This window comes from Falsiroseomonas sp. HW251 (assembly GCF_050563545.1).
GTDB lineage: Bacteria > Pseudomonadota > Alphaproteobacteria > Acetobacterales > Acetobacteraceae > Falsiroseomonas.
Map to the genome: position 1 here is coordinate 79,231 of NZ_JBNXUM010000025.1, position 17,978 is coordinate 97,208.

At 71.4% G+C, this 17,978-nt stretch carries 16 protein-coding genes; 12 read left to right on the forward strand and 4 right to left on the reverse strand.

Annotated elements, in window-relative coordinates; translation table 11 throughout:
- Nucleotides 1-141: 141 nt before the first annotated feature.
- From ACLF3M_RS25580 to ACLF3M_RS25630, 11 genes are all read left to right on the forward strand, one after another.
- On the forward strand, nt 142-1,758 hold the full coding sequence (locus ACLF3M_RS25580; RefSeq protein WP_430659820.1) for an amidohydrolase: 1,617 nt from the start codon (nt 142-144) through the stop codon (nt 1,756-1,758).
- Entirely contained in the window at nt 1,758-2,699 is a 942-nt protein-coding gene (locus ACLF3M_RS25585; RefSeq protein WP_430659821.1) for an ABC transporter permease, read from the forward strand. Before ACLF3M_RS25580 ends, ACLF3M_RS25585 begins: the two co-directional genes overlap by 1 nt.
- Entirely contained in the window at nt 2,696-3,562 is an 867-nt protein-coding gene (locus ACLF3M_RS25590; RefSeq protein WP_430659822.1) for an ABC transporter permease, read from the forward strand. Before ACLF3M_RS25585 ends, ACLF3M_RS25590 begins: the two co-directional genes overlap by 4 nt.
- A 20-nt stretch (nt 3,563-3,582) precedes the next feature.
- A complete protein-coding gene (locus ACLF3M_RS25595) occupies nt 3,583-5,187 on the forward strand; it encodes an ABC transporter substrate-binding protein (RefSeq protein WP_430659823.1) in 1,605 nt (534 codons plus the stop codon).
- A 3-nt stretch (nt 5,188-5,190) separates the two neighbouring features.
- Nucleotides 5,191-5,583, forward strand: a complete 393-nt coding sequence (locus ACLF3M_RS25600) for a VOC family protein (protein ID WP_430659824.1) — start codon at nt 5,191-5,193, stop codon at nt 5,581-5,583.
- Entirely contained in the window at nt 5,580-7,010 is a 1,431-nt protein-coding gene (locus tag ACLF3M_RS25605) for an amidohydrolase family protein (RefSeq protein WP_430659825.1), read from the forward strand. Before ACLF3M_RS25600 ends, ACLF3M_RS25605 begins: the two co-directional genes overlap by 4 nt.
- 229 nt (nt 7,011-7,239) lie before the next feature.
- The gene (locus tag ACLF3M_RS25610; RefSeq protein ID WP_430659837.1) at nt 7,240-8,181 is read left to right on the forward strand and encodes an ABC transporter ATP-binding protein; all 942 of its coding nucleotides are present in this window, start codon (nt 7,240-7,242) and stop codon (nt 8,179-8,181) included.
- A complete protein-coding gene (locus tag ACLF3M_RS25615) occupies nt 8,178-9,248 on the forward strand; it encodes an ABC transporter ATP-binding protein (protein ID WP_430659826.1) in 1,071 nt (356 codons plus the stop codon). Before ACLF3M_RS25610 ends, ACLF3M_RS25615 begins: the two co-directional genes overlap by 4 nt.
- Complete coding sequence (locus ACLF3M_RS25620; RefSeq protein ID WP_430659827.1) at nt 9,245-9,643, forward strand: META domain-containing protein; 399 nt, start codon at nt 9,245-9,247, stop codon at nt 9,641-9,643. The genes ACLF3M_RS25615 and ACLF3M_RS25620 overlap by 4 nt, the downstream gene beginning before the upstream one ends.
- Nucleotides 9,644-9,750: 107 nt before the next feature.
- Entirely contained in the window at nt 9,751-10,419 is a 669-nt protein-coding gene (locus ACLF3M_RS25625; RefSeq protein WP_430659828.1) for a glutathione S-transferase family protein, read from the forward strand.
- Between the two features lie 31 nt (nt 10,420-10,450).
- Nucleotides 10,451-11,620, forward strand: coding sequence for an iron-containing alcohol dehydrogenase (locus ACLF3M_RS25630; RefSeq protein ID WP_430659829.1), 1,170 nt, complete (start codon nt 10,451-10,453; stop codon nt 11,618-11,620).
- Here ACLF3M_RS25630 and ACLF3M_RS25635 read toward each other — a convergent pair.
- The 3 genes from ACLF3M_RS25635 to secD form a co-directional block, all read right to left on the reverse strand.
- Nucleotides 11,617-12,699, reverse strand: a complete 1,083-nt coding sequence (locus ACLF3M_RS25635; protein WP_430659830.1) for an EAL domain-containing protein — start codon at nt 12,697-12,699, stop codon at nt 11,617-11,619. The two genes, ACLF3M_RS25630 and ACLF3M_RS25635, sit on opposite strands and share 4 nt — an antisense overlap.
- Nucleotides 12,700-12,888: 189 nt before the next feature.
- Nucleotides 12,889-13,833, reverse strand: a complete 945-nt coding sequence (locus ACLF3M_RS25640) for a tripartite tricarboxylate transporter substrate-binding protein (protein WP_430659831.1) — start codon at nt 13,831-13,833, stop codon at nt 12,889-12,891.
- Complete coding sequence (gene secD, locus ACLF3M_RS25645) at nt 13,830-16,400, reverse strand: protein translocase subunit SecD (protein ID WP_430659832.1); 2,571 nt, start codon at nt 16,398-16,400, stop codon at nt 13,830-13,832. The genes ACLF3M_RS25640 and secD overlap by 4 nt, the downstream gene beginning before the upstream one ends.
- Nucleotides 16,401-16,541: 141 nt before the next feature.
- Between secD and ACLF3M_RS25650 the strand changes: the two genes are divergently transcribed.
- Nucleotides 16,542-17,480, forward strand: a complete 939-nt coding sequence (locus tag ACLF3M_RS25650) for a Gfo/Idh/MocA family protein (RefSeq protein ID WP_430659833.1) — start codon at nt 16,542-16,544, stop codon at nt 17,478-17,480.
- Nucleotides 17,481-17,662: 182 nt separating this feature from the next.
- On the opposite strand, the gene ACLF3M_RS25655 is transcribed toward ACLF3M_RS25650, so the two are convergent.
- A partial coding sequence (locus tag ACLF3M_RS25655) for a M10 family metallopeptidase C-terminal domain-containing protein (RefSeq protein WP_430659834.1) occupies nt 17,663-17,978 on the reverse strand: 316 nt, incomplete at its 5' end.

The following is a 17,978-nucleotide window of genomic DNA, read 5'->3' on the forward strand; positions in this document are numbered from 1 at the left end:
CCTTCCCCTTCCTTGCCTGCGCGATGATGGGCGCGGGCGCGGCAGGGGCGCAACGGTGGTCTCGGGCGGGTTGACGCTCCCGGCGGCGGGCATGACAGTCTCGCAACGCAAAACGATCCTGACGAGGGCAAGGCCGGGCAGATGGGCCAGGATGTGATTTTCGCCGGCGGCCGTGTGTTCCGCGGCCTCGCCGGCGGCTTCGCCGAGGCGATCGCGGTGCGGGGCGGCCAGGTGCTGGCTGTCGGTGCGGCGGAGGAGGTGGCGGCCGCGGCGCCGGAGGCGCGGCGCGTGGACCTCGATGGCCGCGTCGTCATTCCCGCCTTCAACGAGGCGCATATGCATCTGCTGCCCTATGGCCTGGGCCTGGCGCAGGTGAATTTGCGCGCGGAGGAAGTGCGCAGCCTGGACGAGATGCTGTCGCGCATCCGCGCCGCCGCGCAGGCCGCGCCCAAGGGCGCCTGGGTGCTGGGTCGTGGCTACGACCATGCCGAGCTCGACATCGGCCGCCATCCCACGGCGGCGGAGCTGGATGCGGCGGCGCCGGACAACCCGGTCTTCATCGTCCGCACCTGCGGCCATATGGGTGTGGGCAACACCGCCGCGCTGAAGGTCGCCGGCGTCGGCCACAACACGCCGGACCCGGAGGGCGGCGTGATCGAGCGCAGGGGCGGCGCGCTGACCGGTCTGTTCCAGGAACGCGCGATGCGCCTGGTGCGCGACGCGATCCCGGCACCCGACCTGGCCTCGCTGGTCGCCGCGATCGAGCGCGCGGGCGACACGCTGGCTGGCTTCGGCTTCGCTAGTGCGACCGACATGAACATCGGCATGACCGCCGACATGGCGGAGGTCGAGGCCTATCAGGTCGCGTATCGCGAGGGCCGGCTGCGGCAGCGCATGTGGCAGGTGCTGGCCGGCAACCCCGAGGGCATCGCGGGCGCCGCATGGGAAGCGGGACTTCGCCCGATGGACGGCGACGACATGATGCGCTGGGGAGCGGTGAAGGTCTTCGCGGACGGCAGCGCCGGCGGCCTGACCGCGGCCTTCTTCGAGCCCTATGTCCAGGGTGGGACGGGCGTCTTCACCTTCCCTGACGACAAGATCCACGGGCTGCTGAAGCTGTATCACGAGCAGGGCTGGCAGCTCGATATCCACGCCATCGGCGACGCCGCGATCGAGCAGGTGCTGTCGGGCATGGAGGCCGCGGACAGCAACGCGCATCCCTTCGCGGGCCGACGGCACCGCATCGAGCACTGCGGCTTCGTCACGCCGGGCCAGCGGCGCCGGATGAAGCAGCGGGGCATCCTGCCGGTGCCGCAACCCGTCTTCATGTACGAGTTCGGCGACCTATACATCCGCAACCTCGGCCGCGCTCGCAGCGAGCACGCCTATCCCATGCGCACCTGGCTGGAGGAGGGGCACCACCCCGCCGCGAGTTCGGACTGCCCGGTGTCCACGGTGGACCCCTTCGCCAACCTCTTCACCATGGTCACGCGCAAGACCAACCGCGGCACGGTGATGGGCGCGGAGGAGGCGCTGACTGTTGAGCAGGCCGTGCACTGCCAGACCTGGTGCGGCGCCTACACGCAATTCGCGGAAGGCCGGCGCGGCACGCTGGAGCCCGGCATGCAGGCTGACCTCGCGGTGCTGTCGCGCGACATCTTCGCCGCAGAGCCCGAGGAGATCCTGCGCGAGACGCGCTGCGACCTCACGCTGCGCGGCGGCGAGCCGATCTTCGATCGCCATCGGGCGCTCGCCTGATGCTGCGGCACGCTGCCGAGCGCCTGGCGATGACGGTGCCGGTGATGTTCGGCGTGCTGCTGGTGGGCTTCCTGTTGATGCAGGTGGTGCCGACCGATCCCGCGGTGGTGCGGGCGGGCCCCACGGCGACGGCCGACGTCATCGAGGCGATCCGCCGCGACCTCGGCCTGGACCAGCCTCTGTATGTGCAGTTCGGCATCTATCTCTGGCGCCTGGCGCATGGCGACCTCGGCGTGTCCATCATCAACAACGTGCCGGTCACGCAGGAATTGGGCGCGACGATCGGGCCGACGCTGGAGTTGATGGCCGCGAGCCTGGTGTGGTCCATCCCGCTCGGCATCTTCCTCGGCACCGTCGCGGCGTATTGGCGGGGCTCGGTGCTTGACCGGGTGGTGATGGCGATCAGCGTCGCAGGCGTGTCGGTGCCGGTGTTTTTCCTCGGCCTCGTTCTGATCTGGTATGTCGGCTTCAAGTGGCAGTTGTTGCCCTTCACCGGGCGCGGCGGGCCGCTCTGGAGCATCGACGGCCTGCGCGCCGTCGCGCTGCCCGCCATCACGCTGGGCGGCGTCTTCGTCGGGCCCGTCGCGCGCATGACCCGGACGGCGGTGCTGGACGTGCTGGGCGCCGAGCATGTGCGCACCGCGCGCGCCAAGGGCCTGCCGGAGCGGCTGGTCGTGTTCCACCACGCGCTGCGCAACGCGCTGATCCCCATCGTCACGCTGATCGGCCTGCAGATCGGCTTCCTGCTGGGCGGGGCGGTGGTCACCGAGACCGTCTTCTCCTGGCCCGGCGTCGGGCGGCTGGCGGTGGGCGCGATCACGTCGAGCGACCTGCCGATGGCGCAGGGGACGATCATCGTCCTCTCGCTCGGCTTCATCGTGATCAACCTGGTGGTGGACCTGCTCTACGGCGTGCTGGATCCCCGGGTGCGCGCGGCATGAGCGCCACGACCGCGGAGATCACCGTCCCGAAGCGGCCCTCCACGCTGAAGCTGCTGCTGCGCGATCCGCTGGCCGCGCTGTCGCTGGCAATCGTGGCGGCGTGCATCCTTGCCGCCGTCCTAGCGCCCTGGCTCGCGCCCTACGACCCCTTCGAGACGAACCTCGTCGCCATCATGCAGCCGCCAGGTGGCGCGGATTACCTGCTCGGCACGGACGGGCAGGGCCGGGACATGCTCTCGCGCATGCTCTTCGGGTTGCGCGTCACGCTGGGGATGGGCGCGGTGTCGCTGGCCTTCGGGACGATCATCGGCGTCGCGGTCGGCTTCGCCGCGGCCTATTACCGGCGGCTCGACAACCTGCTCATGCGGCTGATGGACATCATGCTGTCCTTCCCCGCCATCCTGTTCGGCCTGGCGATCGCCGCCATCGCCGGGCCGGGGCTTGCCTCAGTCATCATCGCTCTCGCCGTCGCCACCGTGCCGCTGATGGCGCGCATCGCGCGCGGCGCGGCGCTGACGGTCCTCGGCCTGGATTACATCGAGGCCGCGCGGGCCCAGGGCATGGGCGATGCGCGGCTGATCCGAAGGCACCTCGCGCCGAACTGCCTCTCGCCGATCCTGGTCTTCGCGACGCTGCGCTTCGGCCAGGTGATCCTGCTGGGCTCGGCGCTGTCCTTCCTCGGGTTGGGCGCGCAGCCGCCGGTCGCCGAACTCGGCGCCATGGCGTCGCAGGGGCGGACCTTCCTGTTCTTCGCACCGCATATCTCGGTGCTGCCCTGCCTACTGATCTTCGTGGTCGTACTGGCCTTCAATGTGCTCGGCGATGCGATGCGCGACGCGCTCGATCCCCGGCTTCGCGTGTGAACGACAAGGGAGAGACTTCGATGACCTGGACCTTCCTCCGCAGGACGCTGATGGGCGCCGCCGCGCTGGCGAGCCTGGCTGCGCTGCCCGCGCAGTCCCAGCAGATCCCGCGCAACACCGTGGTCCTGCTGCGCGAGATCGACGCCGACCGCTACGACCTCCATCGCTCCACTGCGCGCAGCGCCGGCGAGGTCGTGAGCCTGATGACCGACACGCTCGTCAGCATGGACTGGGACGGCCGCACCATCCGCCCGGGCCTGGCCGAGCGGTGGGAGATCTCGCCGGACGGCCGCACTTACACCTTCCATCTCCGCCGCGACGTCACCTTCTGCGACGGCAAGCCGCTGACGGCGGACGACGTCGTCTTCTCCATCCAGCGCTGGGTGAACCCCGCGACGCGCAGCCCCGTCGCCTGGCGCGCCGGCCCGGTCAAGGAAGTGCGCGCGCGCGATTCCCACACCGTGGAATACGAGCTCAACGCGCCGTTCTCCGAACTCCTTTCCCAGCTCACACTGTTCTTCGCGGGGATCGTCGACCGCACGGCGACCGAGCGGCTCGGCGACAATTTCGGCACGCAGGGCTTCAACGGCACGGGCCCCTATTGCTGGGTGAGCTGGACGCCGCGCAGCGACCTCGTGCTGCAGCGCCATCCCAACTACCGCTGGGGTCCGCCGATCTTCGAGAATCGCGGCCCCGCCCATGTCGAGCGCATCGTCTGGCGCGTGATCCCCGAGCCGACGGCGCGCATCGCCGCGCTGCAGACCGGCCAGGCCGACGCGACGCAATACGTCCCGCCCGTCGCGATCGACGCGATGCGCCGGATTCCGACGGTCAACCTCCTGACCCAGCCCAACTACTTCTGGGACTACCTGCTGGGCTTCAAGGTGGACAAGCCCGTGGTCAGCGATCCCGCCATCCGCCGGGCCATCACCCAGGCCGTGGACCGCGATGCGCTGGTGCGCGCCGTCTGGTTCGGGGCGGCGAACCCCGCTCGCAACCTGATCAACCCGAACGCGCTGGACTACGACGCCCAGAGCGACGCGATGGTGCCGGGCTACGATCCTACCGCCGCGCAGCGAACGCTCGACGAGGCGGGCTGGCGGATGGGGCCCGACGGGATCCGCGTGAAGGAAGGCCAGCGCGCCAGCTTCCTCGTCTATGGCCTGACCACGCTCGAAAATCAGCGGCAGAGCGAGATCATCCAGCAGATGCTCCGCCGCATCGGCATCGAGATGCGCGTGCAGCTCTTCGACGCGACGATCGGCTGGGGGCGGCTGGCGACGCAGGAATTCGACGCCTTCTTCATGAGCTATCCCTACTTCTCCGCCGGCGACGCGCTGAACCTCTACTGGAACAGCTTCAACCGCCCGACGCCGAACCGGATGAACTGGAACAACCCGCAGACCGACGCCTGGCTGGCCGAGGGCCGCGCGGCGCTCGATCCCGCGATCCGCGCGGCGGTGCTGGCCAACGTCCAGCGCCAGCTTGCGCAGGAAGCGCCGTGGCTGACCATCGCGCGGGAACAGCTCTATCTCGCGCACACCAACCGCATCACGGGGCTCCGCGCGCATGGCCTCTACGGCGTCGCGATCTACAAGGGTCTCGACATGCGCGTGGTGCGGTAGCGCATGCTCGACCATCTCGGCTTCTCCGTCGCGGATTTCCGGCGAAGCCGCGCCTTCTACGCGGCGGCCCTCGCGCCGCTCGGGATGGCCGCGCATTCCGAGGGGCCGGGATGGGCGATGTTCGGCGGCGCCGGCGCGCCGCAGCTCTGGATCGGCGGGGCTGATATCGCGGGCCCGCCGCCCGGCCACATCCACTTTGCTTTCGCCGCGCCCGACCGCGCGGCGGTGAATGCCTTCCACGCGGCGGCGGTCGCGGCCGGCGGTACCGACAACGGCGCGCCGGGCCTCCGGCCGCAGTACCATCCGAACTACTACGCCGCCTTCGTCATCGATCCCGACGGCCACAACATCGAAGCGGTCTGCCACGCTCCCGGCACCGCGAGGGACCAGACATGACAACCGTCATCCGAAACGCCGAGCTCGTCGTCGCCTGGGACGCGGGCACGAAGCAGCATGTTTACCTGCCCGACGCCGACGTCGCCTTCGACGGCGGCGCACTCACCTTCGTCGGCCGCGGCTACAAGGGCCCGGCTGAGGAGGAGATCATCGGCCGCGGCCTGATGGTCATGCCCGGCCTGGTCAACATCCACTCGCACCCCTCGAGCGAGCCGATGAACAAGGGGCTGATCGATGAGATCGGCAGCCCGGGTCTTTACAATTCCTCGCTCTATGAATTCATGCCGATCTTCCGCGCCGACGCGGAGGCGGTGCCGCATTGCGTCCGCGTCGCCCTGTCGGAGCTGCTGCTTTCCGGCGTGACGACGGTGGCCGACCTCTCGATGGCGCATCCGGGCTGGCTGGACCTGCTCGCGGAATCCGGGCTTCGCGTCTGCATCGCGCCGATGTTCAAGTCGGCGCGCTGGTACACGAAGAACGGCCATGTCGTGCAGTACGAATGGGACGAGGCCGCCGGCGAGAAGGCGATGGGCGAGGCGCTGCAGCTGATCGAACGCGCCGAGCAGCACGAGTGCGGGCGCCTCTTCGGCATGGTCGTGCCCGCCCAGATCGACACCTGCACGGACACCCTGCTCAAGGAGAGCTTCCAGGAAGCCGGCAAGCGCGGTGTGTCCTGGCAGATCCACGCCGCGCAATCCGTCGTCGAGTTCCACGAGATCACGCGGCGCCACGGCATGACGCCGATCGGCTGGCTGGATCACATGGGGCTGCTGTCGGACCGCTCCATCATCGGCCACGGCATCTTCCTGGACGACCATCCCTCCACGAAGTGGTGGACGGACACCGACATGAAGCGCCTGGCGGAGACCGGCACGACCGTCGCGCATTGCCCGACGGTCTTCGCGCGGCGCGGCATCACGCTGAAGCATTTCGGCCGCTACAAGCGGTCCGGCGTGAACATGGGGCTCGGCACCGACACCTATCCCCACAACATGCTCGATGAGATGCGGCTCGTCGCCTATCTCGCGCGCACCCAGGCCAACGACCCCCGCAGCATGACGACGACGGAGCTCTTCGACGCCGCCACGATCGGCGGCGCCAAGGCGCTGGGGCGCGAGGATATCGGGCGGCTCGCCGCGGGATGTCGCGCCGACTTCGTGCTGGTGGACGTCACGCATCCCATGATGCGCCCTGCGCGCGATCCCGTGCGCAGCCTGGTCTATGCCGCGGGCGACCGCGCGGTGAAGGACGTGTTCGTGGACGGGCGCAAGGTGGTCAGCGACGGCGAGGTCGTGACGATGGACTACCGCGCCGCGGCCGCGGCGCTGGACGAGGCGCAGAAGCGGGTCGTGCAGAACGCGCCGGCGCAGGACTGGGCGCATCGGCCGGTGGAGGTGAGTTCGCCGCCGACGTTCCGGTGGTCGTGACGTTGGTTGGCGTGATCGCGCCCGCTCTTGCGCTTCCCTCCCCCGCAAGCGGGGGAGGGTCAGGGAGGGGGTGCGAGAACGCGGGCCGCCCTGGACGAAGCGCCCCCACCCCATCCCTCCCCCGCTTCCGGGAGAGGGAGGCTCTCGAGCGGGGGAAGGGGTGAGCGTGGCGAGCGGGGCCGCGCCCCTCCTGCAGATCGCCGCCCTCCGCACGGTCTTCCGCACCTCCATGGGCGAGATCGCGGCCGTCGACGGCGTGGACCTCTCCGTCCCGCGCGGCCGCACGCTGGGCATCGTGGGTGAGTCCGGTTGCGGCAAGTCCATGCTCAGCCTCTCCGTCATGCGCCTGGTGCCCCCGCCTGGCCGCATCGCCGCTGGCAGCGTGACCTTCGACGGGCAGGACTTGCTCACGCTCCCCAACGCCGCGATGCGCGACATCCGCGGCAGCCGCGTCGCGATGATCTTCCAGGAGCCCATGACCTCGCTGAACCCGGTCCACACCATTGGCCGTCAGGTCATCGAGGCGATGCGAACCCATGACGGGCGCGCCTCCGCCGCCGAGCTCCGCGACCGCGCGATCGCGGCGCTGAAGCGCGTGCGCATCCCCGCACCCGAGAAGCGCCTGGACGACTACCCTCACCAGCTTTCCGGCGGCATGCGTCAGCGCGTGATGATCGCGATGGCCCTGGCCTGCAGCCCCGCGCTGCTGATCGCGGACGAGCCCACCACCGCGCTCGACGTCACGGTGCAGGCGCAGATCCTGGACCTGCTGCGCGAGCTCCAGGCCGAGACCGGTATGTCCATCATCCTCATCACCCACGACCTCGGCGTCGTCGCGGAAATGGCCGACGAGGTCGCGGTGATGTATGCCGGGCGCATCGTCGAACGCGCTGCGGCGACGGAGATCTTCGCGAGCCCCCAGCATCCGTACACGCTCGGCCTGCTCGGCTCCGTCCCGCGGCTGGATGAGGACCGCGACCGGCTGCTCGCGATCGAGGGCGCCGTGCCGCCGCCCTTCGCGCTGCCCAGGGGCTGCCGCTTCCACCCGCGCTGCCCCTTCGCGATCGAGGCCTGCAAGCTCGCGCAGCCCGCGCTGGAGCCCGTCGCCGACGGTCATCTCGTCGCCTGCATCCGCGCGCCGGTGGAGCACGCTGTGGACCTCGCGGCATGAGGGAGCTGCTGCAGGTCGAAGGGCTCGCCAAGCACTACCCCGTCAAGCGCGGGCTGCTCGGCCGCGCGCAGGGCGTGGTGCGCGCGGTGGACGGCGTCTCCTTCTCCATTGCGCGCGGCGAGACGCTGGCCCTGGTCGGCGAATCCGGCTGCGGCAAGTCCACCACGGCGCGGCTGGTGCTGCGCCTGATCGAGCCGACCGCCGGCACCGTGCGCTTCGATGGCGTCGAGGTCTCCGGCAGCGCGGAACTCCGTGCGCTGCGCCGGCGCGTGCAGGTCGTCTTCCAGGATCCCTACGCGTCCCTCAACCCGCGGCTCTCCGTGGGCGAGACCGTCGCCGAGCCGATGGAGGTGCATGGCATCGGCGATGCCGCGAGCCGCGCCGCGCGGGTGAAGGAGCTGCTCGGCCTGGTCGGCCTCGCGCCCTTCCACGCCCAGCGCTTCCCGCACGAGTTCAGCGGCGGCCAGCGCCAGCGCATCGGCATCGCGCGCGCGCTGGCCGTGCAGCCAGAACTGGTGGTCTGCGACGAGCCCGTCAGCGCGCTCGACGTCTCGATCCAGGCGCAGGTCGTGAACCTGCTGAAGGACCTGCAGCAGCGCTTCGGCCTGTCCTACCTCTTCATCGCGCATGACCTGGCCGTGGTGCGGCACATGGCCGACCGCGTCGCCGTGATGTATCTCGGCGAGATCGTGGAGACCGCGCCGAAGGCGACGCTGTTTGCCGCACCCCGGCATCCCTATACGCGCGCGCTGCTCGCCGCGATCCCGCGCCCCGATCCGCGGCGACGCGGCGGCGTCGCGCACCTCGGCGGCGACGTGCCGAGCCCGATTAACCCGCCGCCGGGCTGCCGCTTCCATACGCGCTGTCCGATCGCGCAGGCGACCTGCCGAGACCGAGCGCCGCCGCTGCGCGAGATCGCGCCCGGCCACGCCAGCGCGTGTCACTTCGCGGAGGATTTGCCGCCCTTCGACGCGGCGGCTGGGGAGGGGATGGCGCCGCTCGCGGCGCAGCGGCTCGCACTCTACGCCGCGGCGAAGGCACGCCGTGCGGGAGGACCGCCGCCATGACGACCCGCCGCACGCTCCTCGCGGCGAGCCTGCTCGCGACGCCCGCCGCGGCGCAGCCGCCCGACCCCATCGGCCCCGAATGGGTCGTGGAGGATATCGGCGGGCGCGGCATCGTCGACCGATCGCGCGTGACGATCGCCTTCGCCGGGGATGGCCGCGCGGCGGGCAGCGACGGCTGCAACCGCTTCGCCGGCGGCTACACGCTGGCCGGCGCCGCGCTCTCCTTCAGCGCGCTCGCCGGCACCCGCATGGCCTGCGCGCCGGCGCTGATGGAGCAGGAACAGCGCTTCCATGCCGCGCTCGCGGCGGTGCGGGGATGGCGGATCGAGCGCGGCTTCCTGCACCTCACGGACGGCGCCGGCGCGACCGTCCTCCGCGCCTCGCGTGGGGGCTGAGCCTTCGCGTCATCACCGCCGCGCATGATCATCATCGCCAGCCGGGGCGACGCGCCGCGCCCGCGCTGCGCCAAGATCCGGCGCAACGCAGCCCGAGGGAACCCCGCATGGCGCCGCCGCTCACCCTGATCTCCTTCGACCTCTGCCCCTATGTCCAGCGCGCCGCGATCGTGCTGGCGGAGAAGGGCGTGCCCTTCGAACGCGTCAACATCGACCTCTGCGACAAGCCCGCCTGGTTCCTCGCGATCTCGCCGCTCGGCCGAGTGCCCGTGCTGCGCGTCGGCGAGGAGGTGCTGTTCGAATCTGCCGTCATCGCGGAATACCTCGACGAGACGACCGAGCCGCGCCTGCATCCCGCCGACCCGCTGCGCCGGGCGCGGCACCGCGCCTGGATCGAGTTCGCCTCCTCGATGCTCGACGACACCTGGGTGATCGAGACGAGCAAGGACGAGGCCGCCTTCTACGCGCGCGTGAAGACCTTGCGCACGAAGTTCGAGCGGCTGGAGGCGCTGCCGCATCTCGGCCCGCTCCTCGATGGCGACCGCTTCCACCTGGCCGACGCCGCCTTCGCCCCGGTCTTCCGCTACTTCGACACCTTCGACCGCATGGTCCCGCTCGGCGTCCTGGACGGGATGCCGAAGGTCGCGGCCTGGCGCGCGGCGCTGGCCGAGCGTCCCTCGGTCCGCGGCGCCGTCGTGCCGGACTATGCTGAGAGGCTGCACGCCTTCGTCATGGCGCAGGGCGGAGTGATGGCGCAGAGGGCACGACGGGGCTAGCTTCCCGCCCTTGATCACTGGGGAGGGCACCATGATCGCGCAACTCGTGGCACCGCGCCTGATGCTGATGGGCGGCGGTTCCGTCGCGAAGCTCGCGGAGGTCCTGGCCCAGCTCGGCCTGACGCGGCCGCTGGTGGTCACCGATCCCTTCATGGTGTCCTCGGGCCTGCTGGATCGCGCGCTGGCTCCGCTTCGCGCGGCGGGTGTGGCGGTGGATGTTTTCTCCGACACCGTGCCCGACCCCACCGACACGGTGATCGATGCCGGCGTCGCCGCGATGAAGCGCGGCAACTTCGACTGCCTCATCGGCTTCGGCGGCGGCAGCCCGATGGACACGGCCAAGGCGATGACGATCCTCGCCGCGGCGGAGCCGGGGACGCATATCCGCGCCTTCAAGGTGCCGGCCGCGGCCAATGTCGCGGCGCTGCCGGTGATCTCAGTGCCGACCACCGCGGGCACGGGCAGCGAGGCCACGCGCTTCACGGTGATCACCGACACCGAACGCGACGAGAAGATGCTGATCGCGGGCCTCGGCGCGCTGCCGCTGGCAGCCGTGGTGGACCATGAGCTGACCTTCGGCCTGCCGAAGCGCATCACGGCGGACACCGGCATCGACAGCCTGACCCATGCGCTGGAGGCCTTCGTCAGCAAGCGCGCCAACCCCGTCGCCGACGACTATGCCCGCATCGCGATGCGCCTGATCGCGCCGAACCTCCGCCGCGTCTGGGCCGACCCGCAGGACGCCGTGGCGCGGGAGGCGATGATGCGCGGCGCGACGCTCGCCGGCCTCGCCTTCAGCAATTCATCGGTCGCGCTGGTGCACGGGATGTCGCGGCCGATCGGCGCGCATTTCCACGTCCCGCACGGCATGTCGAACGCGATGCTGCTGCCCGCCGTCACCGCCTTCGGCCTGGAAGCCGGCCGCGCCCGCTATGCCGAGGCCGCGCGCGTCATGGGCCTCGCGACCGAGCAGGAAGGCGACCAGTCCGCCTGCGCGAAGCTCGTCGACGAACTCCGCGCCCTGAACCGCGAGCTCGAGGTGCCGACGCCGGCGCGCTACGGCATCGACGCCGACAAGTGGAACGGCCTGCTGCCGGCGATGGCGAGCCAAGCGCTCGCTTCCGGCAGCCCGGGCAACAACCCGCGCGTGCCAACGGCTGACGAGATCGTCGCGCTGTACCGCCAAACCTACGCGGGCTAGCTCCCGCTCCAGGCCGAGACCCAGGCCGGCAGGGCCTCGGGCGGGATCGGGCGGCCGACGGCGAAGCCCTGGGCGAGGTCGCAGCCCGACGAGGCCGCGGCGCGCCAGAGCCTCGGATCCGACACCCCCTCCGCGATCAGCACGCTGCCCGTGCGACGCGCGTGGCGCGCCAGGCGCTCCACCCGCGCGCGGGCGCGGCGCTCCTGCGGCAGCGCATCCACCAGGCTGCGGTCCAGCTTCACGCCGGCGAAGGGCAGGTTCAGCAGCGCATCCCGCGCATCGTCGATGCCGAGGTCGTCCAGCAGCACGCCAAAGCCGGCGTCGCGCAGCCGCGTCAGGGCGCGGCGCAGCAGGCCGGCATCGCGCACCTCCGTGCTCTCCGTCAGTTCCAGCAGCAGGTCGCCCGGCCGCAGTCCCGCGCGTCGCGTCGCCGCCAGCAGCGCGACCGGCAGCCCCGGCATCAGCATCACCTCGAGCGGCACGTTGAAGGCGAGCCGCAGGCCGCTGCGCCCGCGCGCGGCGGCGAAATCGGCGATGGCGCGGCGCGCGACGGCGAGCGTCAGCGCGCGCGCCAGGCCCTCGCGCTCCGCCAGGGCGACGAAGGCGCCGGCGCCGAGCGCAAGGCCGGGCCGTTCCCAGCGCGCCAGCGCCTCCACGCCGACGGGCCGGCGGTCGGCCAGGCGCACCACGGGCTGGAAGCGGACGGTGATCTCGTCCCGGTCGAGGCTTTCGGCCAGCGCGGCGGCGTCCACCGCGGGAAGCGGCACCCCCCTTGCGGGCCCGGCCAGCGCCTCGGCCAGGCGCGCGCCCTCGGCGGGGACGCTGCGCAGGCCCTGCGGGACGCTTTCGCCTGGCGCGGCGACGACGACGATCTCGGTCGAGAGGAAGCGGTCGCGCGCCGCACTGAGCAGCGCGCCATGCGCGATGGCGTGGTGGATGACCATGTGGCGCGGCGGCTCCCCGGGGCCGACCAGGCGGGTCAGCGCCTCCAGCGAGGAGGCGATGTGGATGGGATGCGCAGGATCAAGCCGACGCGCGGCGTCGCGCGCCGCCGCAATCACCGCGGGGTCGGTGGCCACCAATACAAAGCTCGCTTGCGGCGCCGGGCCGCGCCATTTCCGCCGGGCCATGTCCTGCTCGCTCCCGGTCGGCCGGGCTGCGGGTGCGTCAGCGACGGTCGCACCATTGGAGGACATCGGCCAGGAAAACTTTCAGCTGTCTCAAAAAGCCTAGGGCGCCTCCCTGCCCGTCGCAATACTGCGGTCGCGTCACGCTCGGCGTGAAAGCCAGGGATCGTCCCGCCAGCGGCGGCGCAGTTCCTCCTCCTGCCGCTGCAGGAGGCTGGTCCAGGCCTCGGGGCCGAGGAAGCGGGGCACCTGGCCGTTCTCCGCGCAGAAGCTCGCGAGGTCAGGGTCGGCGGCGAGGGTCTGCAGCCCGCCCGCGAGTCGCGCCCGCCATTCCGCCGGCGCGTCGGGGCCCAATGCGAAGCCGCGCCTGGTAGCGCCAAGCAGCTCGATCCCGGCTTCGCGCAGCGTCGGGGCGTCCGGCAGCAGCGGGGAGCGCTGCGAGGAGGCAACGCCGAGCGCGACGAGCCGCCCGTCGCGGATCGCCGCGGCGGTGTCGGGCAGGGTCAGCACCGCGGCCGTGACATGGCCCGCCGCCGCCGCCTGCCGGGCCGCCGCGGCCGAGGGGAAGGCCAGCAGAGGCAGCCCCACACGCTCGGCCAGCCGCATCGCGGTGACATGCGCGCCGGTGCCGGGGGGCGGCGTGCCGATCGGGGCGGTGCGCGTGCCGTTACGCAGCGAATCGAGGTCCGTCGCGCCGCCCGGCACGGCGACCAGCACGGCGGGTTCCTCCACCAGCGCCGCCAACGGCGAAAGGCGGGTGAGGGGGGAGGCCTCGTCCGACTCGATCGCGCGGGCGAGCAGCACGGGCGTGGTCAGGGCGGCGATCATCTTCCGCTCCGGCCCGGCGAGCGCCAACTCGTTCAGCGCCTCCAGCCCGCCGCGGCCGGGGCGGTTGCGCACCAGCAGCGCCACCCGCGGCCAGGCGCGTTCCAGGAAGGGCGCCATGCCGCGCGCCCAGCGATCGGCGAGCGAGCCGACCGGGGCGGCGATCAGCAGCTCCACCGCGACCCGCCGGTCCGCGCGCGCGACCGCCGGCAGGAGAAGCCCTGCAGCAAGGCCCGGCAGCGCGCGGCGGGCGAGGCTCATCCCGCGGGCTGCGGTGCCGCGGGCTGCGCGGCCTCCATGCCCTTACGCAGCGACTTCGCCCCGGTGAAGAGAACGATCGGCGCCGCAATGAAGGTGGAGGAGGAGGCGCCGATCACGATGCCGGCGACCATCAGCCAGGCGAAGCCCGACAGCGTGTCGCCGCCGAAGAGCGCCAGCGGCAGGGCCGAGAGCAGCAGCGTCATCGAGGTGCCGAGCGAGCGGTTCAGCGTCTCGTTGATCGAGAGGTCCACGAGGTCGCGCAGCGGCATCTGCTTGTATTTCCGCAGATTCTCTCGCATCCGGTCGAACACCACCACCTTGTCGTTGGCGTTGAAGCCGATGATGGTGAGGATTGCCGCGACGGTCGTCAAATTGAACTCGATTCCGGTTACGACCATGATGCCGACGACCTTGGTGGTGTCGAGCATCAGCGTGGTCACGCCGGCGACCGCGAACTGCCATTCGAAGCGGAACCAGATGTAGAGCAGCATCGCCCCGAAGGAGAGCGCGAGCGCGATCAGCCCGCCCCGGAACAGCTCCTCGGAGATGCGGTTGCCCACGGCCTCGGTGCGCAGGATGCGCGTGCCGGGGGCGACATGCTCAAGCGCGCTGCGCACTTGGTTCACCGCGCGCTGGGTCGCCTGTTCCTCGCCCTGGGCGGGCAGCCTGATCAGCACGGTGTCGGGCGCGCCGAATTCCTGCAGGCCGACATCGCCGAGGCCGAGGCCCGAGACGGTGGAGCGGAGCTGGGCGAGGTTGGCGGGGCCCTGCGTGCGGACCTCCATTACGATGCCGCCCTTGAAGTCGATGCCCTTCTCGAGGCCGGGGTAGAAGGCGCCGATCACCGACAGCGTGGACAGGATGGCCGAGGTCATCAGGCCGATCCGCGCCCCGCGCATGAAGCGGATCCGGGTTACGTCGGGCACCAGGCGGAAGAGCGGGCGATACAGCCGGCCTAACAGCCCGACGCCCGGCTTCTCGATTACCGGCAGCTCCTTCGGCCGGCGCGTGCGGTACCAGATCGAGATCACCAGGCGCGTCACGACGGTCGCCGTCCACATCTGCACGACCGTGCCGACGGCCACCGTGACGGCGAAGCCCTTGATCGGCCCGCTGCCGAAGCCATAGAGGCACGCCATCGCGATCAGGTTCGTCAGGTTCGAATCCATGATCGTCCCGGAGGCCTTGGTGAAGCCGGCCTCAAGCGCGTTGATCGGGCTTCGCCCGAGCTTCACTTCCTCGCGGATGCGCTCGTTGATGAGGATGTTGGCATCCAGCGCGGTGCCGAGCGTCAGCACGATGCCGGCGATGCCGGGCAGGGTCAGCGTGGCGCCCATCACGCTGAGGATGCCGATCATGATGATGATGTTCGCGATCAGCGCGAGGTTCGCGACCCAGCCGAAAAAGCCGTAGGCGAGCCCCATGTAGAGGAAGACGAAGAGCGTGCCGGCGGCCAGGCTGATCAGGCCGGCCCGGATCGCGTCGGCGCCGAGCTCGGGCCCGACGGTGCGTTCCTCCACCACCGTCAGCGGCGCAGGCAGGGCGCCGGCGCGCAGTAGGACCGCGAGGTCGGTGGCGCCGCGGGCGTCGAAATTGCCGCTGATCTGGCCGCGGCCGCCGGTGATGGGCTCCCGGATCACCGGCGCGGTGATGACCTTCTCGTCGAGCACGATGGCGAAGGGCTTGCCGACGTTCTGCCGCGTGACGTCGGCGAAGCGGCGCGTGCCGACGGAATCGAAGGTGAAGTTCACCACCCACTCGCCGGTCCGCCCGTCCTGCGCGGCGCGGGCGTCCGACAGGTTGGCGCCGTCCACCTCCACGCGGCGGCGCACGGCGTAGCGTTCCTGGCCGCGGTCGCCCTGCAGGAACATGGTGCCGGGCGGCGGCGTCGGCGCCTGGAGGTTCGCGCCCTCGTCCAGCAGGTGGAAGGTCATCCGCGCGGTGCGGCCGAGAAGGGCCTTGATGCGGGCGGGATCCTCGACGCCGGGCAGCTGGACCAGGATGCGGTTGCTGCCCTGGCGCGCGACCAGCGCCTCGGCGACGCCCGTCTCGTCCACGCGGCGGCGCACGATCTCGATGGATTGCTCGACCGCCGCCGTCGCCTTGTCGCGCAGCGCAACCTCGGTCAGCGTCGCGGTGACCAGGCCGTCGGGCCCGGCGGTGACCTCGATGTCCGGGACGCCGGTCCGCGTGCCGGGGTTCAGCGAGACGGCGGCGTCGCGCAGGATGCGGGCGACGTCGTTGGCCCGCGCGGGGTCGGAGACGCGCAGCGACACGCTCCGCGCGGCCGGGTTGGCGCTGAGGCCGGTATAGAGGATGCGCGGATTGGCCTGCGCGGTGCCCCGGCGGACCGTGTCCACCAGCGCCTCGAGCCGTTCCCGCACCATGGCGGAGGTGTCCACCTCGAGCAGGAGGTAGGAGCCGCCGCGGAGGTCGAGCCCGAGGCTGATCTGGCGGGCCCAGCTCGGCAGGCTGTCGCGCGGCAGCAGGTTCGGCACGGAGAGCAGGACGCCGAAGAGGCAGACGCCGACGATGGCGAGGGCCTTCCAGCGCGCGAAATACATCATCGGGACGGCCGAGCCTGGGTCACGGGGTTGCCACTGAGCCCCGCCCGGGGCGGGGGTGTCATTTGGGGCCGGAACATGCGCGGGGGTGCCCCCCGATGCAAGCCCAGGCTAGGACAGGCGGGCTTCAGGAAGGGTTACGGGATGCGACTGCGGGTTGCCGTCGTGGGGGCGGGCCATTTCGGCCGGTTCCACGCGCTGAAGGCCGCCAGGGGGCCGCGGACCGAACTGGTCGGGCTGCACGACGCCGATGCCGGGCGGGCCGCGGCCGTCGCCAGGGAGGTCGGCGTCCCGGCGCTCGGCCTGGCAGAGGCGATCGCGGCCGCGGATGCGGTGATCGTCGCGGCCCCGACCCGCTTCCATTTCGACCTTGGCAGGGCGGTGCTGGAGGCCGGGCGGCATCTGCTCATGGAGAAGCCGATCGCGGCGACGCTCGACCAGGCCGAGGCGCTGGCCGCGCTGGCGGCGGCGAAGGGCAGGGTGCTCCAGGTCGGCCACATCGAGCGCTTCTCCGCGGCCTTCCGTGCGGTGGTGGAGGCGCCCGGGCGGGACCTCGCGCTCTCCTGGGACGCGGTCCGGGCAGCGCCCTTCCGGCCGCGCAGCCTGGACGTCTCGGTGGTGCTGGACCTCATGATCCACGACATCGACCTGGTCCTGACGCTCGCGGGGGAGGAGCCGGAGGAGGTCGAAGCGGTGGGGTCGCGGGTGGTCTCCGACCACCCGGATTTCGCGGTAGCCCGCTTCCGCTTCCCCTCCGGCCGGGCGGCGGTGATCACGGCGTCCCGCGTGTCGCTGGCGATGGAGCGCCGGCTTCGGGTGTTGGGGCGGGAGGGCGAGATGGCGGTGGATTTCCTCGCCCGCGGCCTCGGCGTGCTGCGGAAGGGGGGTGCGGAGTCCGTGGCGACCATGCCGGGCTTCGGCGTGGACCGCGCGGGCTGGACGGATCATGACAGCCTGGAGGCGGAGCAGGCGGGGTTTGCCGCGTCCTGCCTGGACGGGGTGACGCCGGTGGTGGATGCCGCGGGGGGCATCCGGGCGCTGAAGGCGGCGCTCGCGGTGGAGCGGGCCATCGCGGCGCTTTAGGGTTTTGGGCTTTTAAGCTTTGGGATCTGCGGCGTTCGGACAAATCGCCGTCCCTGACCCGGGCCGCCGCCCCCGCCCTCGTAGCACGGGGGAGGGGGCCACGTAATGCCAGCGGGTTCACGGGTTCAAAGAACGGCAAGTATTCCTACAGTGCCGCTACTGGCCCGTGAAGTCCAGCGCGATCACAGCGCGAAATCCGCCGCACCCAGGCCGAACACGCCCTTCACCAGGATCACGAAATCCGCGACGCCGTCGCCCTGGATGTCGCCGAAGACCAGCGTTCCCGCCGCGATCTTGTCGAGCCACAGATCGCCTGGCTTCGGCGAAAAGGGCTTCATCCCGCTCAGCGCGAAAGCCTGGTCGCCCGCCAGCGCCGGGTCGGCGTCGATGCCGGCCAAGTTGATCATGTCGAGCCCGGTCTCGAAATCGTTGATGACGTCGTAGCCCGTGACCGGGCTGTCGCCGACCGAGAGATAGACGAACCGGTCCGCACCCGAC